The organism is bacterium (assembly GCA_026416715.1).
GTDB lineage: Bacteria > UBP4 > UBA4092 > JAOAEQ01 > JAOAEQ01 > JAOAEQ01.
The window spans coordinates 62886-87508 of record JAOAEQ010000007.1; the positions used below are offsets into that span (position 1 = coordinate 62886).

Below are 24623 nucleotides of genomic sequence, written 5' to 3' on the forward strand. Positions count from 1 at the left end.
TTTATGAGTCTAGTAAATCTAGCAGCGATATTACAGGATGCACAACGGAATCATTATGCGGTCGGATCGTTTAATGTTGTTAATTTAGAATTTCTGCAAGCGATATTAACCGCAGCGGAACGTAAAAGGTCACCAGTCATTTTAAGTATCGCGGAAGTCCATTTTAAGTATCTGGAAAACGGATTGGCAACGCAAACGAACAAGTATGTAATTGATTTGGAAACTATTCTGCCATTAATTCGACATGCAGCAACGCAAGCAACAGTGCCTGTAGCAATTCATCTTGACCATGGATTGAAGTTTGAGACGATAGTTCGTGCGATTCGTTGTGGATTTACATCAGTGATGTTTGATGGTTCATTATTACCTTTTGAAGAAAATATCAGACAAACCCAAGAAGTTGTAAAAATGGCGCATGCGGTTGGGGTAACTGTAGAAGCGGAACTCGGTCATGTTGGTGGTGCGGAAGGTGGTCCCGGCGGCGAAGAAGCAGCGAAAGAGTGGTATACCAACCCAGCAGATGCTCAGCAGTTTGTTGAGCGAACTCAAGTTGATGCGTTAGCGATTGCTATTGGGAATGCGCATGGTTTATATAAACAGACTCCAAAACTTGATTTCGACCGATTATCCGAAATCCGAAAACGAGTAACAGTTCCATTAGTATTGCACGGTGGCTCAGGGATCCCTGCAGAGGATTTTAAAAAATCAATTCAACTTGGAATAAGTAAAATTAATTTCTATACTGAAATGTCGCGTGCTGCAGTGGATAAAACCAAGCAAATTATCAAGGAACATCCCAATATCATTAGTTTCCCGGATATTTTAATGGCGGTAAAATCAGCAGTACAAGAAGTGGTTGCAGAAAATCTTGATATTTATGGTTCGGCAGGAGTCTGCGAAAGGAGCAATACACTCTGTGCTGTTTGTGGTGCTTCATGCGGTCAATTGGGTACGAATGGTAAAATAACAGTTGACGTAAAGGAATTAACGAAACTTGTTGCTCGGGTTACAGAGGAAATTTTAAATACAAAGTCGTAATAATAAAAAAACTGAATTTACATGAGAGTTATAATATTGTCGTAACATTTATGGCAAAAATATCTTTTGGAACATCTGGATGGCGGGCGATTATCTCTGAAGAATTTACCTTCGCTAATGTTCGTATTGTGACACAAGCGATCGCACAGTATCTTCAACAAGAACAATTAGATACACGAGGAGTAGTTGTCGGATATGATACTCGCTTCTTATCCGATAAATTTGCGAAAACATGTGCGGAAGTATTTGCTGGAAACAGAATCCCAGTATATTTAAGTGACCGTGATGTGCCAACTCCAGCAATATCGTTTGAGATTATTTCTCGGCAGGTAGCTGGTGGAGTTAATATCACCGCTTCCCATAATCCACCAGAATATAATGGGATAAAATTTTCGCCATTTACCGGCGGTCCAGCACCGGTTGAAGTAACCAGTAGAATTGAGCAGATAGCAAATCAATTGATTAGTTCGGGAGCTACGCCTCATGTACTGCCATTATCAGAAGCGATAGAGAAAAAATTAGTACAAGAGATAGATATCAGATCGCGATATTTAACTTATATACGCGAAAAGATAGATTGGGATAGCATTCGAAAAGCAAACTTGAAAATTGTTGTTGACCTTCTCTATGGAACGGGTAAAGGATATCTTGATGTGCTCCTACGAGAAGCCGGATGTGAAATAGAGGTACTCCATGCAGAACGAGATGTCTATTTTGGTGGGAGAACCCCAGAACCGTCCGAGAACAATTTAAAAGAATTGAAGTTGAAAGTAAAAGAAATGACCGCACATTTGGGATTAGCGTTAGACGGTGACGCTGATCGGTTTGGAATAATTGATTCTGATGGAACATATATTACCCCGAATCAAGTGATAGCACTATTATTTCTCCATCTTATTGATTCGCGTAAGTGGACTGGCGCAGTTGTTCGGTCGATTGCGACTACTCATCTTATTGATGCTATTGCTAAAGAAAAAGGAATTCAAGTATATGAAACCCCAGTTGGGTTCAAATATATTGGTGAGTTGATGTCACAACAAGAGATTATTATTGGTGGAGAAGAGAGCGGTGGATTGAGTATATATCGCCATGTTCCGGAAAAAGACGGTATCATTGCATGTTTATTGGTCGCTGAATTGATTGCACATCAGAAAAAATCGTTGGGAATATTGTTAAAAGATATCTATAAGAAATATGGAAGTTATTTCGTACAGCGCATTGATTTAAGAACTGATAATATAAAGAAACAAGCGATTTTAAGCCAATTACGGTCAAATACCCCGACACTTTTTGCCGGATTGAGAGTGAAAGAAATTAAAACAGTTGATGGGATTTGTTTTGTTCTTGAAGATGGAAGTTGGGTATTAATACGTCCATCGGGAACTGAACCGCTCTTACGTTGTTATGCGGAAGCAAAAAGCGAAAAAACCCTTCAGGAAATAGTTGATAGTTTATATAAGCTGCTACGATAAGACTATCGATTTCAATGAAAGGAGGGCGAACAAGGAATGCCTTGCGGAAGAAAACGTAAACGTCACAAAATTAAAAAGCATAAATTAAAAAAACGACGGCGTCGTGACCGGCATAAGAAAAAATAGCCATAGGTAATAGTTCGCTGATATTAGACGATTAAAGCAGATACAAAGAGATTTTATGAACCGATTATATTTAATCTTTTGTATCTGCTTTCTTTCTTTAAGTATGCTACTTAAAGCGTATGCTAAAGTAAATTTATTCTTGGAAATTGTAGCTCGCCGAGACGATGGATATCATGATTTGGTAACCATTCTCCAAACAATTAATCTCTATGATACTATTCGGTTAACCATCCAACCTAAAAAAATTAACCTTACCTGTAATATACCAGAATTGCCCATTGATTCATGTAATTTAGCGTACCGTGCAGCGTCGCTGTTGCAAGAAAAAACAGGGGTTAAACAAGGAATATCGATTCATTTAGAAAAAAACATTCCGATAGGTGCTGGATTGGGTGGAGGAAGTAGTGATGCTGCTGCTGTCTTGATTGGATGTAATAAACTGTGGAATTGTAACTTATCTTACGATGAACTCACTGAAATAGGTTGCCAACTAGGTATGGATGTGCCATTTTTTCTGCGGGGGGGAACGGCGTTAGCTTTGGGAAAAGGCGAACGAATAGTTCGACAACTACCAACACCAGAATTAGTATTCGTCGTTGTCTATCCTAATTTTCCGATATCTACAGCCACAGTGTATAAACATTTCAATATCGCTTCCATAATCAATAAAAAAGACCCAACTGAAATCATATCTGCAATAGAAACAAATAATTGTTCGAAAATAGCTTGTTTGTTATTTAATCGTCTTGAAATAACAACATTTAATCTATATCCGAAGTTGGTTGAGGTTAAGCAAAAACTGGTTCGTTTAGGCTGTGTAAACGTATTAATGACGGGTAGCGGTTCTGCAATATTTGGAATTGCATCGGAAAAAAGTCAAGGTGAACGTATCGTACAAAAAATCGATAAAGAACAGCAATGGTGGGTAAAATTGGTTGAAACTGTAAAACAATATAATGTTTAGAATAAAAAATTTTTAGTATGAAAAATGTGATATCCAATTACAGGTTGCTTTTTGTAATAAGAACATATTATAATAATAAAATTAGAACAATTATAAAACTACATTTTGGTAAGGTGGGCGATTAGCTCAGTTGGTTAGAGTGCCGTCTTGACATGGCGGAGGTCACTGGTTCGATTCCAGTATCGCCCACCATTTTTTTGTATAACCTAAGCTTATTAAAGTTAAGTTATATTTTTGGGTGATTTTGGCATTCAAAAATCTTCTTATCTTTTATGGAAAAAAAACTTAAACAGGCGTTAACCGTTGCTACAACTGAATATATTGAAATCCGAGTTCAACGGACAAGCTATACCGAAGTGGTTTACATGGGCAAAGAACTGGAAAATATCGGGGAATCCGATGTTTTCGGCGGGAATGTACGAGCATTCCATAACGGAGGCTGGGGGTTTGTTAGTTTTAATTCACTCGATAATTTAGAACACCATGTTCGACTCGCTTGTCATCAGGCTAAATTGATCGGAAATCAAACAAGCAAATTAGCACCGGTTAAACCTCAAAAAGCGTTTATTTCTGCTCAACCAAAATTAGACCCGAGAAGTATTCCGTTATCGGAGAAACAGTTCCTTTGTGAACGATATAATCGCCAGTTATTACACTACCCGCAAATTCAATCCACTCGCATTCTCTATGCTGATGGGTATACCCGAAAATATTATTTTAATTCCGAGCAAACCGAAATTGAACAGGAGAAATTATTTGCCGGAATGAGTATATCAGCTTTAGCGAAAGATGGAAATACCGTCCAGCGAGCTTATGAGTCTCTGGCTAGTGAAACTGGATATGATAGTATTTTAGGTTTGGAACCCATGGTAGAACAAATTGCGGAACGCGCTATTGGATTGCTTTCCGCCAAACGGGTTACATCCGGAGTGTATACGGTCGTTATTGACCAGAAGCTTGCCGGGGTGTTTATCCACGAAGCATTTGGCCATTTAAGTGAAGCTGACCATATTTATGATAATCCGCGGATGTTAGCGATAATGAGAATTGGCACACAATTTGGGGTTCCGGAATTAAATGTTGTTGACGATGCAACGATTCCAGGGATACGAGGACATTATGAATTTGATGATGAAGGTGTTCCTGGTCAAAAAAATTATTTAATTAAAAATGGTATTTTAGTGGGACGCCTTCATTCACGGGAAACAGCGGCGAAAATGAATGAACCAGTTAGTGGTAATGCGCGTGCAATTTCTTATCGGTTTCCGCCAATAGTTCGTATGAGTTGTACGTATATAGAACCGAGTACATACTCGTTCGATAAAATGATTAGTGAAGTTGATTATGGCTTGTATGTTAAAGGAGCACTAGGAGGAAATACCAATTTAGAAATGTTTACCTTTTCATCCGAAGAGGCTTATGAAATTAAACAAGGGAAAATTGGTCAACGGATACGTGATGTAATCTTAAGTGGCAATGTATTTGAGACCTTACAGAATATTGATGCAATTGGAAATGATTTAGAGATTCGCGGTGGTCTTGGTGGTTGCGGTAAGCAAGGACAAAGTCCATTACCGGTAAGTGACGGAGGACCACATATTAGAATTCGAAATGTTGTAATAGGTGGTATATAATTCAATATGAAGGATACAATGACCAATATTAGTCAATATGTTTTAGACTTAGCAAAGAATAGGACATCTTCCGCTGAAGTATATCATATTCGTAGCGAAGATACTCAAGTAGAATTCAAATCCGATGAATTGAAAGTTATGTATACTCGATATACCAACGGAATCGGATTGCGAGTTATTGTAGATGGCAAAATAGGGTATTCCAGTACTACTGATATCGATAATCTACCTTCACTAGTTAATAAAGCGTTTAATTCAGCGAAATATGGACAAGAAGCAAAGTTTCAATTTCCGACAGGGAAACAACTGCATAAGTCAAAACCAGCTTCGGATATCTATGATATAGCCGTAGCACAATGTAATGTTGATGCAATGGTAGAAAGCGGTAAAAGGTTAGTTGCTTTTGTTAAAGAGAACGCTAGAGAAGCAAAATGTGATGTCGAAATTATTAAGCGGTTAGCAAATATTGAAATAATCAATTCAACTGGACTACATGTCCATTATCAAAAAACACTTTATACCGAATTTATTAATGCTGTAGAAGTTGAACCCGATGGATTCCTTTGGATAGACGAATATTATAGTTCTGGAAAATTAGTCCATCTACCCGAAAAATTGTTAATACGGCTTGTAGATAAAATGAAAACAGCGAAAAACAAAGTGAGTGTTACCACCCAATTAATGCCGGTGATTTTTGCTCCGAAGGCGCTTTATTCAATTCTTTATGGATTTGAAATGGGATGTAATGGTAAATATATTCAAAAGGGTACCTCGCCTATGACCGGAAAATTAGGACAGCAAATATTCAATTCAGCATTAACAATTATCGATGATCCGACAATACCGTTTGGAGTGAATTCAACGCCATACGACGATGAAGGAATAGTACATCGTCCAATAACCTTAGTTGATACAGGGAAATTAACGCATTATATTTATGATTTACAGACTGCAGGGTTAATGCATACCCATTCAACTGGACACGGACATCGTTCATTCAGTAATCTCCCTTCACCAGAATATACGAATTTAGTTATTAATCCCGGAGAGATTCCTTATGCCACCTTGATTTCCGGCATCCAAGAAGGTATTATTGTACACCAAATATTAGGTGGTGGACAGAGTAATTTATTAGCAGGAGATTTTTCGGTAAACGTAGACTTAGGGTTTAAAATCGAAAAAGGACAAATAGTAGGCCGTGTAAAAGATACAATGGTTTCGGGAAATATTTACGATGCGTTCCGACATATTGCAGCTATGAGCCAAGAACAGGAAACCGTGGGAAATATTATTGCTCCTGCTATTTTATTCGAGAAACTCAATGTTACTAGTAGTGCGGGATCATAACTCATATGGAATGGAGAGTTAACCAAACTACAATAAAGTTTTTTCAGGGCGATATAACCACATTTACAACGGATGCAATCGTAAATGCGGCAAATAATCATCTCTGGATGGGAGGCGGTGTTGCTGGGGCAATCAAACAAGCTGGTGGTAGAATTATTGAAGAGGAAGCAATCCGGCTTGGTCCGATCCCGATAGGAGAAGCGGTGGTAACAACCGCTGGAAATCTAAAAGCCAAATATGTCATTCATGCAGCTGGAATGGGACAAGATTTACAAACTGATGCGGATAAAATTCGACAGGCAACTCGGAATAGTTTACTTCGTGCATGCCAGTATCGGTTATCTTCCATAGCCTTTCCCGCGATTGGAACTGGGGTTGGTGGGTTTCCAGCAAGAGCAGCGGCTGAGGTAATGCTACATGAAGTTGTTGAGCATTGTCAGCAGGAAACTACACTACGTGAAATTGATTTTGTGCTTTACGATGCCTCAACCTATATGGTTTTTTTGCAAGTCGCAGAACAATTTTTACAGAAAAAAAGAAAAAAACTTTGACAAAAAGTTTGTCCTATGTTACATTTTGTATACATTTTGTAGTACAAGTAAATTTAATTGATAGTAAGGAGTATATGTTGTGAATATTCATCCGTCAGCAATTATTCATCCGAAAGCACAATTAGGGAAAAATATTACTATCGGTCCCTATTGTATTATTGCAGAACATGTGACGATAGGCGATGATACTGTTCTTGATAATCATGTGGTTATTGAGAATTACACGAAAATAGGTCGTAACTGTCGATTGCATTCATGTTCTGTCATTGGCGGAACACCGCAAGATCTGAAGTTTAAAGGTGGAGAAACCTATGTTGAAATAGGAGATAACAATATTATACGTGAATTTGTAACCATTAATCGGGCTACTGAACCGGGTAGTATAACTAAAATTGGAAATAATAATTTGATTATGGCTTATGTTCATATAGCGCATAATTGTACCATCGGTAATAATGTTATATTGGCCAATGTAGCTACGTTAGCTGGGCATGTATGTATTGAAGATTATGCGGTTGTAGGTGGTGGTGTATTCATCCATCAGTTTGTCCAAATTGGAAAATATTCCATCACCGGCGGTTGTTCAAAAGTAGTCAAAGATACTCCTCCCTATTTAAAAGTTGCTGGTGACCCGAGTAGACCTTATGGTTTAAATACAGTTGGATTACAACGGCATAATTTTCCGAAAGAAGTCATCCATACCTTAAAAACCGCCTATAAAATTCTTTATCGGCAAGGACTAACACTGCAAGACGCACTTAGCCGTATTGAACAGGAACTAGGTGATTCACAAGAAATCGTTCATTTTGTTAAATTTATTCGAGCTTCAAAACGCGGAATATGTCGTTAAGGTATGAATTCACCTTCATTTACAAGAATCGGTCTCATTGCAGGGAGTAGTGATTATCCGATTCTCTTTGCAAAGGAAGCGTTAAAAAATCAAATAGAACTAGTTATTTTTGCTTTCCCTACTATAACATCCCCTGAAATTGCTACGTTAGTTCCGGAAAAGAATGTTCATTGGATAAAATTTGGCCAACTCGATGAACTCATTGTACTTCTTAAAAAAGAGCAAATTCGTTATGCAGTTTTTGTTGGAAAAGTTCCGCAAACGGTTATTTTTAAATCGTATACCTTTGATATGCGAACATTAAAATTATTAACCAAACTTAGCAATAAACAAACCGATTCATTGCTATCTGCGGTTGCAGAAGAATTAGCTCAAGAAGGAATAACATTATTGGATGCGACATTATACTTAAAATCCGGTTTAGCTGACGCTGGTCCTATGACCATTCGACAACCAACGACTGAAGAAATGGCTGATATTAAATTTGGATTTAAAATAGCCAAGCATATTGCAGAAGTAGATATTGGTCAAAGTGTTGTTGTTAAGAATCAAGCCGTATTAGCTATTGAAGCAATAGAAGGAACCGATGCGGCCATAGAACGTGCAGCACAATTTGGTGGAGAAGGGGTTGTTATTGTTAAGGTAAGCAAACCTAAACAGGATATTCGGTTTGATATCCCAATAATTGGTAAGCGAACAATAGAAAAAATGGTTGCAGTTAAAGCCAGTGTTTTAGCTATAGAATCTGGGGCGACCCTTATTCTCGATAAACCAACGGTTATTGAATTAGCAAATCAGCATAACCTTTGCATGTATGGCATAAGTGCACCATAACATTAGATTTCGATTTTTTAATATGAAAAAAATAAAAGTTGCCGTTATCGGCGTTGGTCATTTAGGCCAACATCATGCGCGCATTTATTCAGAATTACCCGGAACCGAGTTGGTCGGTGTAGCCGATATCAATTTATTACAAGCAACCACAATAGCGAACCAATATAAGACATTAGCCTTTCCTAATCATCAGGAGTTACTGAAGCAAGTTAAGTTTGACGCCGCGAGTATCGTTGTTCCAACGAGTGCACATTATTCTGTAACGCGCGATCTGTTGATTGCAGGGATACACTGTTTGGTTGAAAAACCGATAACCGCTTCATTGGAAGAGGCAACTGAGTTAGTACGCATTGCTAATAGAGAGAAGCTCATATTACAAGTAGGTCATGTTGAACGGTTTAATGTCGCCGTTCGAGAGTTAGCGAAAGTATTGCGTTTACCACGGTTTATCGAATCACATCGATTATCTCCTTTCGATGCGCGAGTTCGCGATGTAGGAGTAGTTCTTGACCTAATGATACACGATTTAGACATTATTTTAGCGGTGGTAAAATCGCCGGTGGTTGCGATAGAAGCGGTTGGCGTTCCAGTATTAACCAACCATGAAGATATCGCTAATGCACATATTCATTTTGCCAACGGTTGTATTGCTAATGTTACAGCGAGTCGGGTTTCCGCAGAGAAAATGCGAAAACTCCGTATATTTCAGAAGAATGCTTATTTTTCGCTCGATTATGCAACCCCGGAACTGAAAATTTATCGCAAAGTAGTCAAACACGGTAAACCAATAATTTTATTACGAAAAGTATCAATTGAAAAAAAAGAACCGTTACGATTAGAATTGGAATCATTTATATCCTGTGTTCGTGCTGGAAAACCCCCAATTGTTTCTGGAGAACACGGACGTGATGCGCTTGAATTAGCTTTGGAAATAACTCGATTGATTCACGCTAAACCTCCAATCAAGCGCGAAATTAAACTAATGAAAAAACAAAACTAACGAATTAAGAACTTAAAAGTGTAGTCTTACGTTTCCTATGTTACTTTGTTTCCCTTTTATCTAATTTTGGCATCTATTATTGTATTATTTCACTTATTGAAAAATGATACATCGTATTTTCATTATAGCCGGGGAAGAATCCGGTGATCTCCATGCTTCAAATCTCTGTTATGCACTAAAAAAATTAGAACCTACCGTTCAAATTTTTGGATTTGGTGGAAACAGAATGCAAGAAGCAGGAGTAATCTTAATCCATAATTTAGTTGACCGAGCGGTAGTAGGTTTTTGGGAGCCGATTAAACAACTTGGTTATTTCAAGAAATTATTTGATGAAATTGAACAGCTTATCATAAAACAAAAACCCGTAGTTATCATTTTAGTTGATTATCCTGGATTTAATTTACGGGTTACAGCTCGGATAAAAAAATATGGTATTCCGATAATCTATTACATCAGTCCACAAATTTGGGCTTGGGGTAAAAAGCGAATAGAGAAAATTGCTAAGTTGGTTGACAAGATGCTGGTGATTTTCCCTTTTGAAAAAGAACTTTATACTCCATATGGTTTAGCAACAGAATTTGTTGGGCATCCATTATTAGATGTTGTTAAGTTAAGGTTGAGCCGAGAAGAAGTATACCAGAAATATAGATTAAATGCTGCACAACCGATTATGACCCTGCTTCCCGGGAGTAGAGAGCAAGAAATAAAATCATTATTACCCATAATGTTATCAGCAATCAAACATATTCGCCAGAAAATTAATACCATTCAGGTTGTATTATTACTTATTAGCGAGAAATATCAGGAATTAGTCCACACTATGATTAGCGCTTCCGGAGAATCAATAATCATTAGCACCGAAGATAAATATGAACTCCGCGAAGTATCGAACATTTCTTTAGTTTCGTCAGGAACCGCAACGTTGGAAGGGGCAATTATTGGGACGCCAATGGTTGTAGTCTATAAAGTTTCACCAATTACTGCATTTATAGCTCGCAGATTAATTACCATTTCAGACATAGCCTTAGTAAATATTGTTGCGGGAAAAAGAATTGTTCCGGAACTAGTGCAGAAGCAGTTAACACCAATGGCATTAGCTGATGAAGCAATTAACCTGTTATTGACTCCAGAGCGGTTGGCGGAGATGAAATTGCAATTAGCAGAAGTTAGAAATAAATTAGGTTCTCCCGGGGCTTCAATTCGCGCAGCACAATCCATTCTGAACTATTTAAAGTTATCAGGAACCTTTCAGCATGCTTCAGTTTCCACTTCAGATACCCACGAATACTAACAAACTGTACTATTGGAATTGAGCTATTTTCGCTAGTAATCCAGCGATAATTCCGCCGTAAACACCGAGCATATATCCTAAAATAGCTAATAATAAACCGACTGACGCTAATGAACTCTGGTATATGGATGCAACTACCGGTGCTGAAGAGGTTCCGCCAATATTGGCTTGACTTCCAGTGGCAATGAAAAACATCGGGGCTCTCAACCATCGTGCCGCGACAAACATGCATAGACCATGAATAAGTATCCAGACTACACCAACAGCAAGAAAAATCGGATAATCAGCGACGTGCCGTAAATTACCTTGAGCACCGATTGAAGCGAGAATAAGATATAAACCAGCATATCCAATTTTAGACGCACCCGCTGCCTCTAGTTCCGCTACTTTAGTAAACGATAATATGATCCCAATAGTACTGGCAATAATGATTGCCCAGGTGAAATGATTAATTATATAACTCACATTTGGAATCATTTTTCCCAGTTGGAAACATCCATATCCTAGGCAAAAAGCAATTGCTAATATTGAAGTAATATCAGTAACAGTAATAGGTCTGCTTTTTTCAAGATGAATTTTCTGGATTTTTAAATTGATTTCTTCGAGAGAACTACGGTCAGCTTTATTCCAGGTATCAATTTTTTGTTGATACGCAGAGAGTGCGATAATGATGCCCAGCCAAGAATAAGCGACAACCGTATCAACAACCACACAAGCACTGAAAATCTCCGACGGGGTTCCAAATCCTTCTTTGATAGCTATCATATTTGCGCTTCCGCCAATCCAACTGCCGGCTAATGCACCGATTCCTTTCCAAGCGTCAGCGGGTAACCATTTATGGAAAATAAACGTTGCTATCGGCGCGCCAAGAATGATTCCAATGGTTCCTGCTAACATCATTAGAATAGCTATTTTACCTAATTTGAGTATTGATTTGATATCCGCTGAGATTAGTAAAATAATTAATACCCCTGGCAAAAGATAATTTTTCAACCAGTCATAGGTAACAGATTCTGCGGGCAGAATACCAATCGTCGCACAAATCATTGGTAGGAAGTAAGTCCAAATTAGGGTGGGTAGATATTTAAACAACCATTGTAACTTTGGCTGTTTTCCGAGCCAGAAGATTAATCCAACCAGACTGATGAGAAAAACAAAAATTGCCGTCGGGTCTTGAATAGGTAATATTTGCATACAGTATTCAGAAGAAAAACACACCACTTACCAGCTAAGAATACGTCATTTTCCAAAATTAAACAATTGGAAAACCAGCGGAGCCCATTCGGTAAGTAAAAATCTAATTCGTCCTATAACCAAGGAGACCCGACCCATAACAGTATATCCGAACGAAGCACCAAATGAGACCATAATAAATATAATCCCCAACCACGAAACGGTTTTCAATCCTTTTCCTTGCTCGATAGAAAAGAAAAAGTAAATCAAAACTGCGGTAACTCCAACAATGATAATCAAAGAATTAATCTGGAATCCGTCATTTGAAAAAAGTGGAGCGATGGTAGCGCTAGTATGTTTCAAAAGTAACGCCTGAATTGAGTTGGGAACACTGATTCCTGCTCCCGCACCGATAACAAACGCAATCGAAATTCGACTAATCCAAGAGAATTTTTTGAAGAACCGACTGTACATTAACAACCCTAATACAGCTGGAATAAGAACAATAAAATTTCGTTTTTCAGTCAATTCTTTAATCAAATTCGGATCAATAACATTGAAATAAGCAATACATACGGTATATCCAGCTGAAATACCGACATAAATATGTTCAGCTAATTTATACGCTGGATTATCCTTATATAAAAAGCTATAAATAGCGATGGTTAATCCTGCGGCAAGCCAAATTCCAAATATTTCCCAACCAGTCATAGAATACACTCGAATTTAGCGAATTAATTTACTTCTGTTTTCTCCGTAAAGTAAAATAGGTTATATTACCAAAAACAATTAACCCGATTATAAAAATATGAATTACTGACTGACTATCCATACCTGCGGAACCAGCACCACGATAACCTTCGAGCTTTTCATACTCAGACGCACCTTTAAGTCCGCCAATAATCCCGGTTATCTGTCCCGCATTCAATGCCGGATAATTCCCTGGTGCCATAACCGCAGTACATCCTGTTCCAATACGAATCCCGTATCGTTCGTATCCATACGTTATCCACGTAAATACAGTTGCATCATCGTGGAGAACAACGAGGTATTTAATGTCCTTTAAAGAATTAATATCTTTTAATCCTTCAAGGGTATAAGTATTATTGCCATAGTAATCTTTTGGGAAAGTTTGTTTCAAATCTACGCCAAGTCCAATTACCACTGCGTAAACACCAGATTTATATCCTAAATGGACATAATCTTTTCCCGCAACTTTACCATATTCTTTCCCAATAATAGTCAACCATTTTTCTGCTATCCCGCTACCGCTCGTGTATAATGTCGTGGTAATCACCCGGAGATTTTTTCGAAAACACTGACGTAATATTGCGACAGTCATTGGGTCTAATTCCGGGGTTGCAGCCGGTTCGTAATCGAAAACTAACATTACCGCACTTCCAGCCGGCAGCTTTTCAATTTCATCATATACACCGCGAACCTCTTTTGTGATAAATACCGGTAGATTTAATGGAACAAATATCGGGATCGCTATTGCAACCATTACCACCGTAAAAATGATTCGCCGATCTATTTTAGATAATTTGCGCAACCAATCCATGGTTATATGTTATATGGACAGTAGTCTAAAACGAACAATTTAATCTTTTCCCTGATACGTTCGTTCTATTCCTAAAATTATTCTTAATGATGTAGCAATTCCGCCTAGCCCTATACCAAGCATAATTGCGCGACCTGCTGCCATACCCGGAACATCGAGTATCCAACTGGTAATTGTAGTGAAACCAGGTATAAATTTTGGCAGCGATTGTGAAATCATATCACCAAATGGGATACGACCAATCATAATAATCACCGCAGTGACGAGCATAACCGTAGCTTCAAAATTTCGTGCGATAAATGCCCGATACGCAGCAGAACATATAAAAAATGCCGTTAAAGAAAAAGTTGATGCTGTTAACGGAACCTGAATGTTTTCAAACATCCACATAAACGGAGAACCAGATTGAATCCCTCTAGCAAATCCAACTATAACCATTGTAACTAAAGCGATATACAATACTAAACTATATGCCCAGCCTGATGATTGACGTTTAATTTTAAAATAATGGGTTCGCATTAAACTGACTATGCCGATAACAAGTGTAAATGCGGCAATTAACCGAATCCAGATAGTAACATTAGTTAAAATCGAATCAGATATTTTTAATGGAATGAAATATTGAGCAATCATTCCAAATCCGAGGAATAATACGATTAATGTTGGTAAGCGTCTTTTAAAAAAATCCATAGTTTATAATACCTTAAACATGTATTTGATGATTAATAGCCATTCATTCGGGATAAAGTAATATATCGTACTTAATATTGAACCTATTAAAATACTGCTAACAATAAGAATTTTTCCGGCATCCTGGCCGCGAAGACTACCGAGCAATTTTGGTTCACGGGATAAATATGCACTTGCAGCATACAGTTCTTCTCCAATTAAAGTATAATCACAGGCAACAATGAAGAACGGCAGTTGATATCGTGAATCTGTTCCGGCTACCTGAATAGCGCCTGTTGAAGCACCAGTTTCCGCCAGAATAATTGATTCAGCAGCAAATGTACCTAAAAAGAAATTCGCTGCCGGTTTTTCTCGTACCATAATTCCGTCAACAGCAGCTGTAAATCCAAACTGGTCTTCCGTGACATAGAAAATATCATTCGGATTAAATGCATCCGGTCTGCCAATGTTGAGATACGCCTCCTTCACTACTTCCTGACATACAGTCATGGCAATCGAATATCGGCACGGAACGATTATTCTTGAATCGTACGCTGCGACTTTTTTCGCTAAATGGCTTAAAATATTTACACTCGCTATCGTAGAGATACTATCCATATCGTATGCACCAGTAAGGTAGAGTATCGGTTTCCCCATTTCCGTAGCACGTCCGATAGCTTCATCAACTGCTTCCAATCCGGGAATACGGCGGATAAATAGGTTCGGGTCTTTTCGAGCGCGCTGAATGAAATAGTAGATAAAGAAAAATAATAATGCGGTTAGAATAAAATTATTTAACTTATTCCATTTAAACCAGTTCTGTTCCGGAATTGCGGTTACAATGTGCGGGTGAGTATAGACGGTGGTATCATTTGCTTGACTCATCCCCAGTTGATAGTAGAGTTGTATCGGTTTATTGGTAACCGTATCTATTGAGGCTTCTGCTTCGTAAAAATGCCATTGCTTATTGAGCTTAGAAAATCCGAAATAAGCTGGTGCGTCAGATTTATATGATTCAGTAGATTTAATTTCATCTACAGGGAAGAATGGTCCGGTAGAATTCGATGAAGTTGAAATAATATATTTTACATTCTCACCATCGCTCGGGGAGATTGTCCAAAGCAAAAGGATACTTTTCCCGTCATCGTTTGGAGTATCAATTGCTTCAAATTTCTCTGGGAGAACGAGTTGAACGGGTTGCGAAATAGCAATAGAAATTAACCTCAAAAAGAATATGGTAAGGATTAGATAAAAGAATCTATGAGTATGTTTCATTCAAAATTCTAGGTTCTGGATTTATCCTTCAATAATTTCTACATTAGCTCGAGGTAATACGATACGTTGTCCATCCAGAAGTTCAACCTCAAGAACCCGTACCTTTGCTTCCGTTTCGATTTGCTGTAATTCTGGTGGTAATGCGATAATTTTGCCGATTTTCCCAAAGTAGGGTTCGCGTATCACCCGAATTTGGTCGCCAATTTTAATGCCAGTACTTTGTGAAAAATCAATATTTTTTACCATACTACCCTCAGTTTTTGCAAGAGAAATTATTATTTCTGGTCGCATAACCCCAGCTCGGATTTGTGTTCTACCACTGATTGACGCTCGTTTCCCTTGATGTGATTTCAATAACTCAAATGTGCGCTGTGCCATCGAAATCTTGCCAAATCCTTCGGTAATAATTAACGTTGCGGTTACATCTTCATCTCCGGTAATCGCTACCCCGAGTTCATATCCTAACCATTCTTTAAGATCCTGCGCATTAATACCACCGAGAATAATTCCGGTTACACCAAACTCAATTGCCTTCTTTAACGTTTTACCATCAATAAAGGAACCGCCAACAATAATTTTTCCTTGGAGCTCAGGATGAAGTTTATCGATTGTAAGTGGTTCATCAGGTGAGTTAACTACTGTTTGGAGAATGCCAGCTCGTTCACCGCCGATACCAAAAATCCCTTGGATAAAAGTTGCTTCAGTAACAATTTCTGCGCCTAAGCCCGGTATGATTTCTTTCACTTCTCCATCCAGATACGATAAGAGTTCAACGTGTCGTGGTGGTTTCCGTAAAAGAACCTGGCCAGTAATATGCGAAATACTCTCGACAGTACCCGTTATTGGCGATTTAACGGTGGTTTTAAACCATTTAATAATCGGTTTGTTTTCCGCTATCGGTTCTCCTTCCTGAACAGAGTCACCTTCTTTTTTGAGCATATATTCGTGGATATCTTCCGGTGCAATACTCAACTGGTTAACAACGTTAACCGCAAGGACTTCATTCGGCAGCTCGGTTCGGGCAATAATTGTTTCCGCCTTAACTATATCTCCAGGTTTAACTAATACTTCTCCAGGTATCGGTAGCGTGCGAGTTTTCGTTACCACGGTTCGTTCCATTACTTGTAAACCGGGGGTATATGCATGTGCCATAATTATTACCTAGCTTCTCATTTTTATCTCTCTGCTGCGATTATGAATTTCTGATTTACCTATTATTGAATTTTATTCATTCGTATTTATGTTTTTAAAATTTTAATATTTCGGATAAACATTTAACGCTTGATTCCATTTCGTCAGTTGTTCCTGTCGTTCTTTATGGTCAGAAGATAATTTTAACGGACGCCCTCGTGTATCAATCACAATACCGACAACGCCGCCAGTAACTTTCTGGATGACCGTTTTACCAGAACCTTCACCGACGTTAAATCCTCGCATCGGCCGCACTTCGATAGTTGCTGATTTCTCTAACGGTAGCGGATGCAAAACTATTTCACCCGGTGGTAGCCGATGCTCTATAATGTTTCCATCGTCGAAAGTGAGTTTATACTCGACACAGTCCTGTCCAGATTTCCCTTCGCCACTAACCGCAATGCACGTCCCTAAATTTATCAAACAATCTTTTTCAAACTTCTGTAGCGGCAGTGTCATTCACACTCGCTAACACTCCTAAATGTGGCATCATAAAGATACTATCAACAGCTAATCGCGTGACCCCTTCTGGTTGAAAGGCATCTATCATCATTAACATCGATTGTACCCGACGCGGTGCATGAGATAACACGCCGCCACTGCCGATTAGCAGATGCAAATCCAGCATATTAATTAACGTTTGTCCGGATTCGGTTTGCTTGAATGAATCAGCAATTGACCGTTCTTGTTGAACTCCTTTTAATCCAACCGCTAACGATTTATGTTGTTCAAAAGCGAGCCGAAGTGCTTCGCGAGATATCGCTTGTTCGATAATCAGTTCTTTTAATGATTGCGGGATAGTCGTCGGCCGAATCATTTTATTTTTTATCCGGTTACGCAAGTCTTCAGGGTCGATGTCAAAGGGTAACCAACGAAGAATATTATCGAGCCCAGCTTCAGCGAGAACATTAGAGATACTATAACTCATTCCAAGATTAGCGCTTACGGTTCGATTGAATATTTTTTGGAATACCGAAAAGACATCCGTAGTCGCTCCACCGATATCAACGCCGATAACGTTTATATTTTCTTTCTTGGCAACGGTTTCGATAAGATTGCCAACCGCAGCCGGAGTCGGCATAATTGGAACCTCAACCCATTCTTTGAGTTTTCCATATCCCGGTGCTTGAGCCATAACATGTTCCATAAACAACTCTTGGATTTTTTGGCGCGCAGGAAAAAGATTTTCTACCTCCAATTGCGGTCGAATATTATCGGTTATAACCAGGTCAACAATTTTGCCTAATACTCGTTCAACTTCCGGTCGTGCATCTTTATTGCCGGCGTAAATTATTGGAAGTCGGAAGGTATGTCCAAGTCGTGGTTTCGGATTCGCTGCTGCAATATATTCCGCTAGTTCAACGACATGGGCAATAGTTCCTCCATCAGTTCCGCCGGATAACAAAATCATATCCGGCCGGAATCCGCGGATACGTTCGATTTTCTGATGCGGGAGTCGTCCATCATTTGACGCAAGTACATCCATAACAATTGCACCTGCACCAAGCGCAGCACGTTGTGCGCTTTCCGCTGTCATTGTTTTGACCGCACCAGCCACTAACATCTGCAATCCGCCACCAGCACTCGAAGTAGAAATGTATATATCGACACCAATGTTTCCTTGTGCAGGATGAATTATCTTTTCTCCGTCAAGGATTTTGCGACCTGAAAGCTCTTCAACTTCAGCAATTGCATTTAAAACACCGCGGGTCACATCATTGAATGGCGCTTCAACCGTAGTCGGCGCTTCACCACGATACGTCTGCCGGTACTCACCATTCTTTTTTTCAATCAGAATCGCTTTAGTCGTTGTACTGCCACAATCAGTAGCGATGATAACATTTAGATTCTCATACATAACGTTACCGATATTAATACATTGAATTGGATTCTATCCAATTAATGAATGTTCATTTGAATCAATGCCTATTCGGAAGCATCAGCTTGTACTGCTTGTTCGATTCGCTGAATGAAAAGTTCTATTCCATCCCGATGTTCAAGAATTTCGATAATTTTCTGATAATCTTCCTGTTTAAAAAACGGGCTTAAAAACGGCTCGATAACTATTAACGCTTGACTCCCGATAAAGTTTAACGGGGTCATAGATTGCAGCGCGATAATAGCAGGTGCTGCTAGCCGACGTTTGACAATAAACTCTGCCGCTTTATCCAAAATCGCATAATCCTTATCTGCTGGTAATGGCTCCTGTTGAACAGCAAACGCCTGTTTGAACTTCCGTTTTATCTTATACCATCTGTTCGATTCCATTTTATCATCAATTGTGGATTTTAGATGTTGACTTGTGTTTGACATTTGGATCTAGTCAGAAGTAAAATCTGCGTTTTGTACTCTAGCTTTTATATACTCGATGATTACCTCTTTATCTTTACCCAGCAGAACGAAATGCCCGCGAAAGGTATCCAGCCAATGCGGACGAGAAAATGGAGATAATTGTACCCCAGTTTTACAGATATAGTAACTTTTAAACTCGCTCCATTTTCGTAGCGTTGTTCTTCCAAGAAAAGTTATCTGAATTCCATCGTTATTAATCCGATATTCTGTTGGGAAAAAATACCGTAGTAACGAACTGATTAAAACTACGAACGATACTCCAGTTAAAAAAGGTTCTTTGAAACTCGATTGAACAATACCGATAACAATAATTAAAAACAAAACTAATGCTACTGATTTAACCCAGTGCTCTTTAAACGGATGCACTTTCCAGACGAGCGGTAAATTTTCTAAATCAACCACAGAGGCCACAGAGTTTAACGATAAAATTAAACGCCTAAATATACTTTAAGAGTAAATATTTTATCATAAGTAGACAAGGATTGAAAACATAAAAAATTTATTCTGAAAAGATTTTATTAAATTGAATAATGGAGTGAAACCAGTGAGGCTTTGACCCACACTGGTTCTCCTCCAGTATAGATTCTATCTCCGAATAGAATAGCCAAGAATGTCTAACTATAATAAAATCAGTAGATTATATTTAAGAGAATTTTAAAAATAGTGGGTTTGGGTTAGCTGTAAGGATAGAATCCAGATTTCCAGCCTTCATCAAGCATGGTTAAGTAGTTTTGCACTGGGATATAGTTTGCAACACTATTGCCCGTTCCGAACGCATATCCGCCACCAGGTGCACAATTTCGGAGAATGTTGCGGACATACTTGCGAATCTTCGGTTCATCCGCTTGGCAAAGAAAATCAACATCAACTCCGCCAAGAATACTGATTCGGTGGCCATATTTCTTTTTCGCTTCGGTAACCGGCATAATTGCATCTTCAAATGAATGTTTGCCATCAAATCCGAGGGAAATAATATCATCCATAACTGTATCTAAATTTCCGCAAGAATGAAGTAAAATCGGTTTTTCTTTAGCGTGGCAGATATCAATCAGTTTCTTATGCCAGGGGAAAACATATTTTCGTAACATTTCCGGCGAAATCATCGTACCATGTTTATGCCCCATATCGTCTCCGATGAAAAACATTCCGACATGGTCGAAATCCGCCATCGTTTGATATAAACTCACAAAGAAATTCCCAATTTTATCAAAAAGCGATTGGATGAGTGGTTCATCATCGTAAAGCAGATAGGAGAATTTCGTATATCCGGTTAACCACATAACGTATTCGAGGATTCCGGACGTTTGCCCGATAATTCCCATTCCTTCCGGCAGGAATTGCATGATTTTTTCGAAACTCGAATAATCAACCGATTCCGGTTTAGGCCAGGGATAGTTCTCGAAATCTTGCCAGTTTGCAATCATCCCGTTTTCTTCATCGATATAAAATCGGTCGGATTTAGCGAGTTCTGCAGTATTCTGGGTATGAATTCGTGCGAATTCCATCGTAAATTGCGGGCTAAGATGGACATAATCGAAACCGGTTATATAGCGGAACTCTACATTCTTTTTTAGCCAGTTCAATTCAGCAACAGTATCTCCCGGTTGCGGGATAGGAATAGGTTCTCCCAGAATCGTTTCGATTATTTCTATATCCGCAAACAATTCAATAAACGGAACTCGGTCAGGTTCACCTTGCCGAAAAACCGCTTTTTTTAACCGATTAAAATCTGGATTTGGTTGTATAGAAAGCATAAGGTTTTTCCACGACAATTATGAAATTTAAGAAAGTAATAATTTATTTGATTAAACCTATATGGGGTATGATAAACCTCCTTTCTACTTTTTAGGCAGATGGATTGCTTGATTGTGGACATCATGAGCAGATTCGCTAATCGCTTCTGCGAACGTCGGATGCGTATGAATTAATCTACTGAGGTCGGTTGCAGTCGCATTAAGCTGCATAGCTAATGCCGTTTCGTGAATCAATTCAGTAGCGTGCGCGCTGCAAATATGGACGCCCAGAATTTTATCCGAAGTCGCATCTGCAATGATTTTCACTAGTCCATCAATTTCATTAACCGCATGCGCTTTTCCGAGTGCGCGCAATGGGAATCTACCGATTTTTACCTGATACCCTTGTTCTATCGCTTCTTTTTCCGTTAAACCGACTCTACCGATTTCCGGATTAGTGAATATTCCCCATGGAGTAACGCGATAATCCATCGTTCGATGCCCGCCGATAGCATTTTCCGCAGCAACGATCCCTTCCCTAGACGCTATATGCGCTAACATTAGTTTTCCAATAACATCGCCGATAGCATAGATTCCTGGAATATTCGTTTCCATTTTATCGTTAACAATAATCGCACCTTTTTCGTTCTGCTGAATTCCAAGTTCCGCGAGTCCGAGATTATCCACATTAACTTTTCGACCGACGCTAACGAGGATTTTTTCGACTTCAATCGTTATGCCGTTCGATAATTGCACTCGCAATAGGCCATTTTCTAGTTTAGTGAATGTGCTAACTTGGGTGGCAGTGAATAAAGGAATTTTCCTTTTTTGAAACTGCCGTTCGATAAGCTGACTGATTTCCTCATCTTCATTTGGTAATGGGCGTGGCATCAATTCGACAGCAGTTATTTGGACGCCTAATGTCTGGAAAAGAAACGCAAATTCGCAACCGATAACTCCTGCGCCGACAATCAACATGCTTTTTGGCAATCCAGAAAAATTTAATGCAATATCGCTAGAGATAATATTATTTCCATCAAGGGTGAGATTCGGCAAATCAGCTGGGCGAGAACCGGTCGCAATGATAATGTTATCAGTAGTAATTTGGGTAATTGTTCCGTCGGGTAGGGTGATTTGAATTTGATGCGGATTGAGTAGTTTCCCAGTTCCTTTAATTAACTCAATCTGATAACTTTTAAATAACGATTTAATCCCGCCAACGTTAATCGCGACGACTTTGTTTTTCCGTGCTAACATTTTCGCATAATTCGGACGGACAATACCTTGGATTTCAATACCTAATTCATCCGCTTGGTGCAGTTTATCCAGCAATTGCGTTGTCGCTATCAGAGTTTTGGTTGGAATACAACCCCGATTAAGACACGTTCCACCAACTTCATCTTGTTCGATAACGCAGACTTTTGCACCTAGTTGTGCTGCACGAATCGCTGCGACATACCCTCCAGGACCACAACCGATAATAACTATTTTATAATCGTTCATAAGTCAACCTAAAAATATTCTTAATTGAAAACTAAAATAGATAAAATAATCTTATTGGTTTTTTAGTTGTCCGCTATTTCTTTGAAATTAAATATTATTTAAATATCATAATCTATATTATTATATTTTTTCTACTAGTATATTTTTCCTCCGATGACTTGATTTGCAATTAATTCAACTCCTGCGTATAATTTTATATACTTTATAATGATAATGCGAAAGGGATTGAATGCTAAGCAATATCGAACTATTTTATTTATTTGGTGGAATCTGTTTCCTCCTTTACGGCGTAAAACAAGCCGGTGACGGATTGCAATATATCGCTGGAGCTAAGTTACGTCATATTCTCATCTCCATAACCGACCATAAGCTTCGCGCGATTGCCGTCGGAGCAATAGTTACTGCACTATTACAAAGTAGTACCGCAACGACCGTTGTTTTAATCAGTTTGGTAAGTTCTGGATTATTGAACTTGCCCCAAAGTATTGGGATTATCCTTGGTGCAGATATCGGAAGCACTGTTACCGTCCAGTTATTAGCATTCAATGTTGCCGATTATGCGATTCTATTTATTGGTATTGGAATATCAATTATGCTCGGAGTGAAACGGAAAAGTATCCAAGCGGTCGGGCGAACGATTTTTGGGTTTGGTTTGATTTTTTATGCGATTAAAATTATGTCCGCTGCGATTATCCCTCTCGGAAGCAGTGATATTTTCAAAAATATATTAATTGCATTGTCGGAATCGCCCTTATTATTATTGATATTGTCCGCAGGGTTTACCGCATTAGTCCATAGTAGTGCGGCTACGATTGCGATAGCGATAGCATTAGCATTTTCGCAACAACACCTTATGACGATGTCACTCGCATTGCCGATCATTTACGGAGCGAATATTGGGACGTCTGCAACCGCATTGCTTGCTAGCGTTGGTAATACCGTTGAAGCGAAACGAGTCGCGTTAGCGCATGCGTTATTTAAACTTTTTGGCGTAGCGATTTTTTACCCAATTTCCAGTCCTTTTATTTTGTTGGTGCAAGCCACCGCTTCCGATACAGCGCGACAAATTGCAAACGCACATACGCTGTTTAATGTCGCAATTGCGTTCGTATTTCTACCTTTATCGGTTCCGTTATCGAAATTAGTTACAATAATCATTCCCGAATATAAAGAAAAAGAAACCGAGGTTAAACCGAAATACTTAGATGAGAAAATGCTCGATACGCCATCATTAGCTTTCGGTTTGGCAACACGAGAAACATTACGTATGGCTGAAATTGTTTCTGAAATGTTTATCGCTACACGCGCAGCATTTCATGCAAAAAATGAAGAGGAAATTGAAATTTTGCAGAGAAAAGATGATATTCTGGATATATTCGACCGTGAAATCAAGCGGTATTTAACCAAATTATCACAACATCATCTTAATCAAGAACAATCCCATCGTTCGGTAATTTTATTAACCATTATTAATAATCTGGAAGATATTGGAGATATTATTGACAAAAACCTGCTTGAATTAGCAAAAAAGAAAGTGCGAAAACAACTTGAGTTTTCGCAGCAAGGCTGGAACGAAATCCAAGAACTCCATCAGCGAGTGCTTAATAATCTTGAGCAGGTAATTGCAGCATTCACAACCAATGACAAAATGCTGGCAAAGCAAATAGTAGAAAACAAACCGGACTTCGCTGAATTAGAACGACAGTTTCGTCAATCCCATATTGCCCGATTACAAGCAGGATTACCAGAATCACTGGAAACCAGTGAAATTCATCTAGATGTATTAACCAACCTGAAACGGATTAACTCGCATGTTGTAGCAATCGCTTTAGCGATTGTTGAATAACACCTGCGTTGAATTGACTTGAGTTGACAATAAGAGAATGTTATAACTACACGTTATAATGCCGATGTTTTTACAAAGTTAAATTCAAACGTATCATTATGTGCAACGCATTTGTTTACAAGACCGCATTTGCTGGTATAATATCAGAATAAGAATTCATTGCGATAAAAGAAAATTGTACTATACCATATATAAAGAAATAATTTTTTGTGA

20 protein-coding genes, 1 tRNA gene and 2 pseudogenes are annotated in these 24623 nt (G+C 38.7%); 12 read left to right on the top strand and 11 right to left on the bottom strand.

The features are described 5' to 3' along the window. Positions 1-3 precede the first annotated feature (3 nt). The 11 genes and pseudogenes from N3A72_04275 to lpxB all read left to right on the top strand — a co-directional run bounded on the left by N3A72_04275 (position 4) and on the right by lpxB (position 11107). Positions 4-891, top strand: a pseudogene (locus N3A72_04275) (class II fructose-bisphosphate aldolase). A gap of 197 nt (positions 892-1088) precedes the next feature. Continuing rightward, a complete protein-coding gene (locus tag N3A72_04280; GenBank protein MCX7918824.1) occupies positions 1089-2510 on the top strand; it encodes a phosphoglucomutase/phosphomannomutase family protein in 1422 nt (473 codons plus the stop codon). A gap of 181 nt (positions 2511-2691) precedes the next feature. Continuing rightward, positions 2692-3600, top strand: a complete 909-nt coding sequence (gene ispE, locus N3A72_04285) for a 4-(cytidine 5'-diphospho)-2-C-methyl-D-erythritol kinase (GenBank protein MCX7918825.1) — start codon at positions 2692-2694, stop codon at positions 3598-3600. 115 nt (positions 3601-3715) lie between these two features. Continuing rightward, positions 3716-3792 (top strand) — tRNA-Val (locus N3A72_04290). Between the two features lie 80 nt (positions 3793-3872). Next, positions 3873-5234 (top strand): TldD/PmbA family protein, encoded by a 1362-nt coding sequence (locus N3A72_04295; GenBank protein ID MCX7918826.1) that lies wholly within the window; start codon positions 3873-3875, stop codon positions 5232-5234. 6 nt (positions 5235-5240) lie between these two features. Then, positions 5241-6581, top strand: a complete 1341-nt coding sequence (locus tag N3A72_04300) for a TldD/PmbA family protein (protein MCX7918827.1) — start codon at positions 5241-5243, stop codon at positions 6579-6581. A 5-nt stretch (positions 6582-6586) separates the two neighbouring features. Next, entirely contained in the window at positions 6587-7132 is a 546-nt protein-coding gene (locus N3A72_04305; protein ID MCX7918828.1) for a macro domain-containing protein, read from the top strand. A gap of 79 nt (positions 7133-7211) precedes the next feature. After that, on the top strand, positions 7212-7982 hold the full coding sequence (gene lpxA, locus N3A72_04310) for an acyl-ACP--UDP-N-acetylglucosamine O-acyltransferase (protein MCX7918829.1): 771 nt from the start codon (positions 7212-7214) through the stop codon (positions 7980-7982). Between the two features lie 3 nt (positions 7983-7985). Beyond that, a complete protein-coding gene (lpxI, locus tag N3A72_04315; protein MCX7918830.1) occupies positions 7986-8816 on the top strand; it encodes a UDP-2,3-diacylglucosamine diphosphatase LpxI in 831 nt (276 codons plus the stop codon). 22 nt (positions 8817-8838) lie between these two features. Next, on the top strand, positions 8839-9816 hold the full coding sequence (locus tag N3A72_04320; protein ID MCX7918831.1) for a Gfo/Idh/MocA family oxidoreductase: 978 nt from the start codon (positions 8839-8841) through the stop codon (positions 9814-9816). Positions 9817-9919: 103 nt separating this feature from the next. Further along, complete coding sequence (gene lpxB / locus N3A72_04325) at positions 9920-11107, top strand: lipid-A-disaccharide synthase (protein ID MCX7918832.1); 1188 nt, start codon at positions 9920-9922, stop codon at positions 11105-11107. Positions 11108-11116: 9 nt separating this feature from the next. On the opposite strand, the gene N3A72_04330 is transcribed toward lpxB, so the two are convergent. The 11 genes and pseudogenes from N3A72_04330 to lpdA form a co-directional block, all read right to left on the bottom strand. Next, complete coding sequence (locus N3A72_04330; GenBank protein MCX7918833.1) at positions 11117-12301, bottom strand: DUF819 family protein; 1185 nt, start codon at positions 12299-12301, stop codon at positions 11117-11119. A gap of 45 nt (positions 12302-12346) precedes the next feature. Further along, entirely contained in the window at positions 12347-12991 is a 645-nt protein-coding gene (locus N3A72_04335) for a hypothetical protein (protein ID MCX7918834.1), read from the bottom strand. 28 nt (positions 12992-13019) lie between these two features. Next, on the bottom strand, positions 13020-13841 hold the full coding sequence (locus N3A72_04340) for a hypothetical protein (GenBank protein MCX7918835.1): 822 nt from the start codon (positions 13839-13841) through the stop codon (positions 13020-13022). A gap of 39 nt (positions 13842-13880) precedes the next feature. After that, complete coding sequence (locus tag N3A72_04345; protein ID MCX7918836.1) at positions 13881-14531, bottom strand: hypothetical protein; 651 nt, start codon at positions 14529-14531, stop codon at positions 13881-13883. Between the two features lie 3 nt (positions 14532-14534). Beyond that, positions 14535-15737 carry a hypothetical protein gene (locus N3A72_04350; protein MCX7918837.1) on the bottom strand — a complete coding sequence of 401 codons (1203 nt, stop codon included), beginning with the start codon at positions 15735-15737 and terminating at the stop codon, positions 14535-14537. 69 nt (positions 15738-15806) lie between these two features. Next, a complete protein-coding gene (locus N3A72_04355) occupies positions 15807-16937 on the bottom strand; it encodes a hypothetical protein (protein MCX7918838.1) in 1131 nt (376 codons plus the stop codon). Positions 16938-17039: 102 nt separating this feature from the next. Further along, positions 17040-18834 (bottom strand): annotated as a pseudogene (locus N3A72_04360) (glutamate mutase L). Positions 18835-18902: 68 nt separating this feature from the next. After that, positions 18903-19289, bottom strand: a complete 387-nt coding sequence (locus N3A72_04365; GenBank protein MCX7918839.1) for a hypothetical protein — start codon at positions 19287-19289, stop codon at positions 18903-18905. A gap of 6 nt (positions 19290-19295) precedes the next feature. Continuing rightward, positions 19296-19730: a hypothetical protein gene (locus tag N3A72_04370; GenBank protein ID MCX7918840.1), complete on the bottom strand. Its 435-nt coding sequence runs from the start codon at positions 19728-19730 to the stop codon at positions 19296-19298. Positions 19731-20002: 272 nt separating this feature from the next. Beyond that, the gene (locus tag N3A72_04375) at positions 20003-21082 is read right to left on the bottom strand and encodes a uroporphyrinogen-III decarboxylase-like protein (protein ID MCX7918841.1); all 1080 of its coding nucleotides are present in this window, start codon (positions 21080-21082) and stop codon (positions 20003-20005) included. 84 nt (positions 21083-21166) lie between these two features. Next, on the bottom strand, positions 21167-22564 hold the full coding sequence (gene lpdA / locus N3A72_04380; protein MCX7918842.1) for a dihydrolipoyl dehydrogenase: 1398 nt from the start codon (positions 22562-22564) through the stop codon (positions 21167-21169). Positions 22565-22793: 229 nt separating this feature from the next. Between lpdA and N3A72_04385 the strand changes: the two genes are divergently transcribed. Beyond that, entirely contained in the window at positions 22794-24410 is a 1617-nt protein-coding gene (locus tag N3A72_04385) for a Na/Pi cotransporter family protein (GenBank protein ID MCX7918843.1), read from the top strand. The last annotated feature ends 213 nt before the right edge of the window (positions 24411-24623 follow it).

What these genes read in the sequence shown, in the direction of transcription:
- N3A72_04280 (MCX7918824.1), top strand. Translation starts at nt 1,089, where the DNA reads ATGGCAAAAATATCTTTTGGAACATCTGGATGGCGGGCGATTATCTCT.
- ispE (MCX7918825.1), top strand. Translation starts at nt 2,692, where the DNA reads ATGAACCGATTATATTTAATCTTTTGTATCTGCTTTCTTTCTTTAAGT.
- N3A72_04295 (MCX7918826.1), top strand. Translation starts at nt 3,873, where the DNA reads ATGGAAAAAAAACTTAAACAGGCGTTAACCGTTGCTACAACTGAATAT.
- N3A72_04300 (MCX7918827.1), top strand. Translation starts at nt 5,241, where the DNA reads ATGAAGGATACAATGACCAATATTAGTCAATATGTTTTAGACTTAGCA.
- N3A72_04305 (MCX7918828.1), top strand. Translation starts at nt 6,587, where the DNA reads ATGGAATGGAGAGTTAACCAAACTACAATAAAGTTTTTTCAGGGCGAT.
- lpxI (MCX7918830.1), top strand. Translation starts at nt 7,986, where the DNA reads ATGAATTCACCTTCATTTACAAGAATCGGTCTCATTGCAGGGAGTAGT.
- N3A72_04320 (MCX7918831.1), top strand. Translation starts at nt 8,839, where the DNA reads ATGAAAAAAATAAAAGTTGCCGTTATCGGCGTTGGTCATTTAGGCCAA.
- lpxB (MCX7918832.1), top strand. Translation starts at nt 9,920, where the DNA reads ATGATACATCGTATTTTCATTATAGCCGGGGAAGAATCCGGTGATCTC.
- N3A72_04330 (MCX7918833.1), bottom strand. Translation starts at nt 12,301, where the DNA reads ATGCAAATATTACCTATTCAAGACCCGACGGCAATTTTTGTTTTTCTC.
- N3A72_04335 (MCX7918834.1), bottom strand. Translation starts at nt 12,991, where the DNA reads ATGACTGGTTGGGAAATATTTGGAATTTGGCTTGCCGCAGGATTAACC.
- N3A72_04340 (MCX7918835.1), bottom strand. Translation starts at nt 13,841, where the DNA reads ATGGATTGGTTGCGCAAATTATCTAAAATAGATCGGCGAATCATTTTT.
- N3A72_04345 (MCX7918836.1), bottom strand. Translation starts at nt 14,531, where the DNA reads ATGGATTTTTTTAAAAGACGCTTACCAACATTAATCGTATTATTCCTC.
- N3A72_04355 (MCX7918838.1), bottom strand. Translation starts at nt 16,937, where the DNA reads ATGGCACATGCATATACCCCCGGTTTACAAGTAATGGAACGAACCGTG.
- N3A72_04365 (MCX7918839.1), bottom strand. Translation starts at nt 19,289, where the DNA reads ATGTCAAACACAAGTCAACATCTAAAATCCACAATTGATGATAAAATG.
- N3A72_04375 (MCX7918841.1), bottom strand. Translation starts at nt 21,082, where the DNA reads ATGCTTTCTATACAACCAAATCCAGATTTTAATCGGTTAAAAAAAGCG.
- lpdA (MCX7918842.1), bottom strand. Translation starts at nt 22,564, where the DNA reads ATGAACGATTATAAAATAGTTATTATCGGTTGTGGTCCTGGAGGGTAT.
- N3A72_04385 (MCX7918843.1), top strand. Translation starts at nt 22,794, where the DNA reads ATGCTAAGCAATATCGAACTATTTTATTTATTTGGTGGAATCTGTTTC.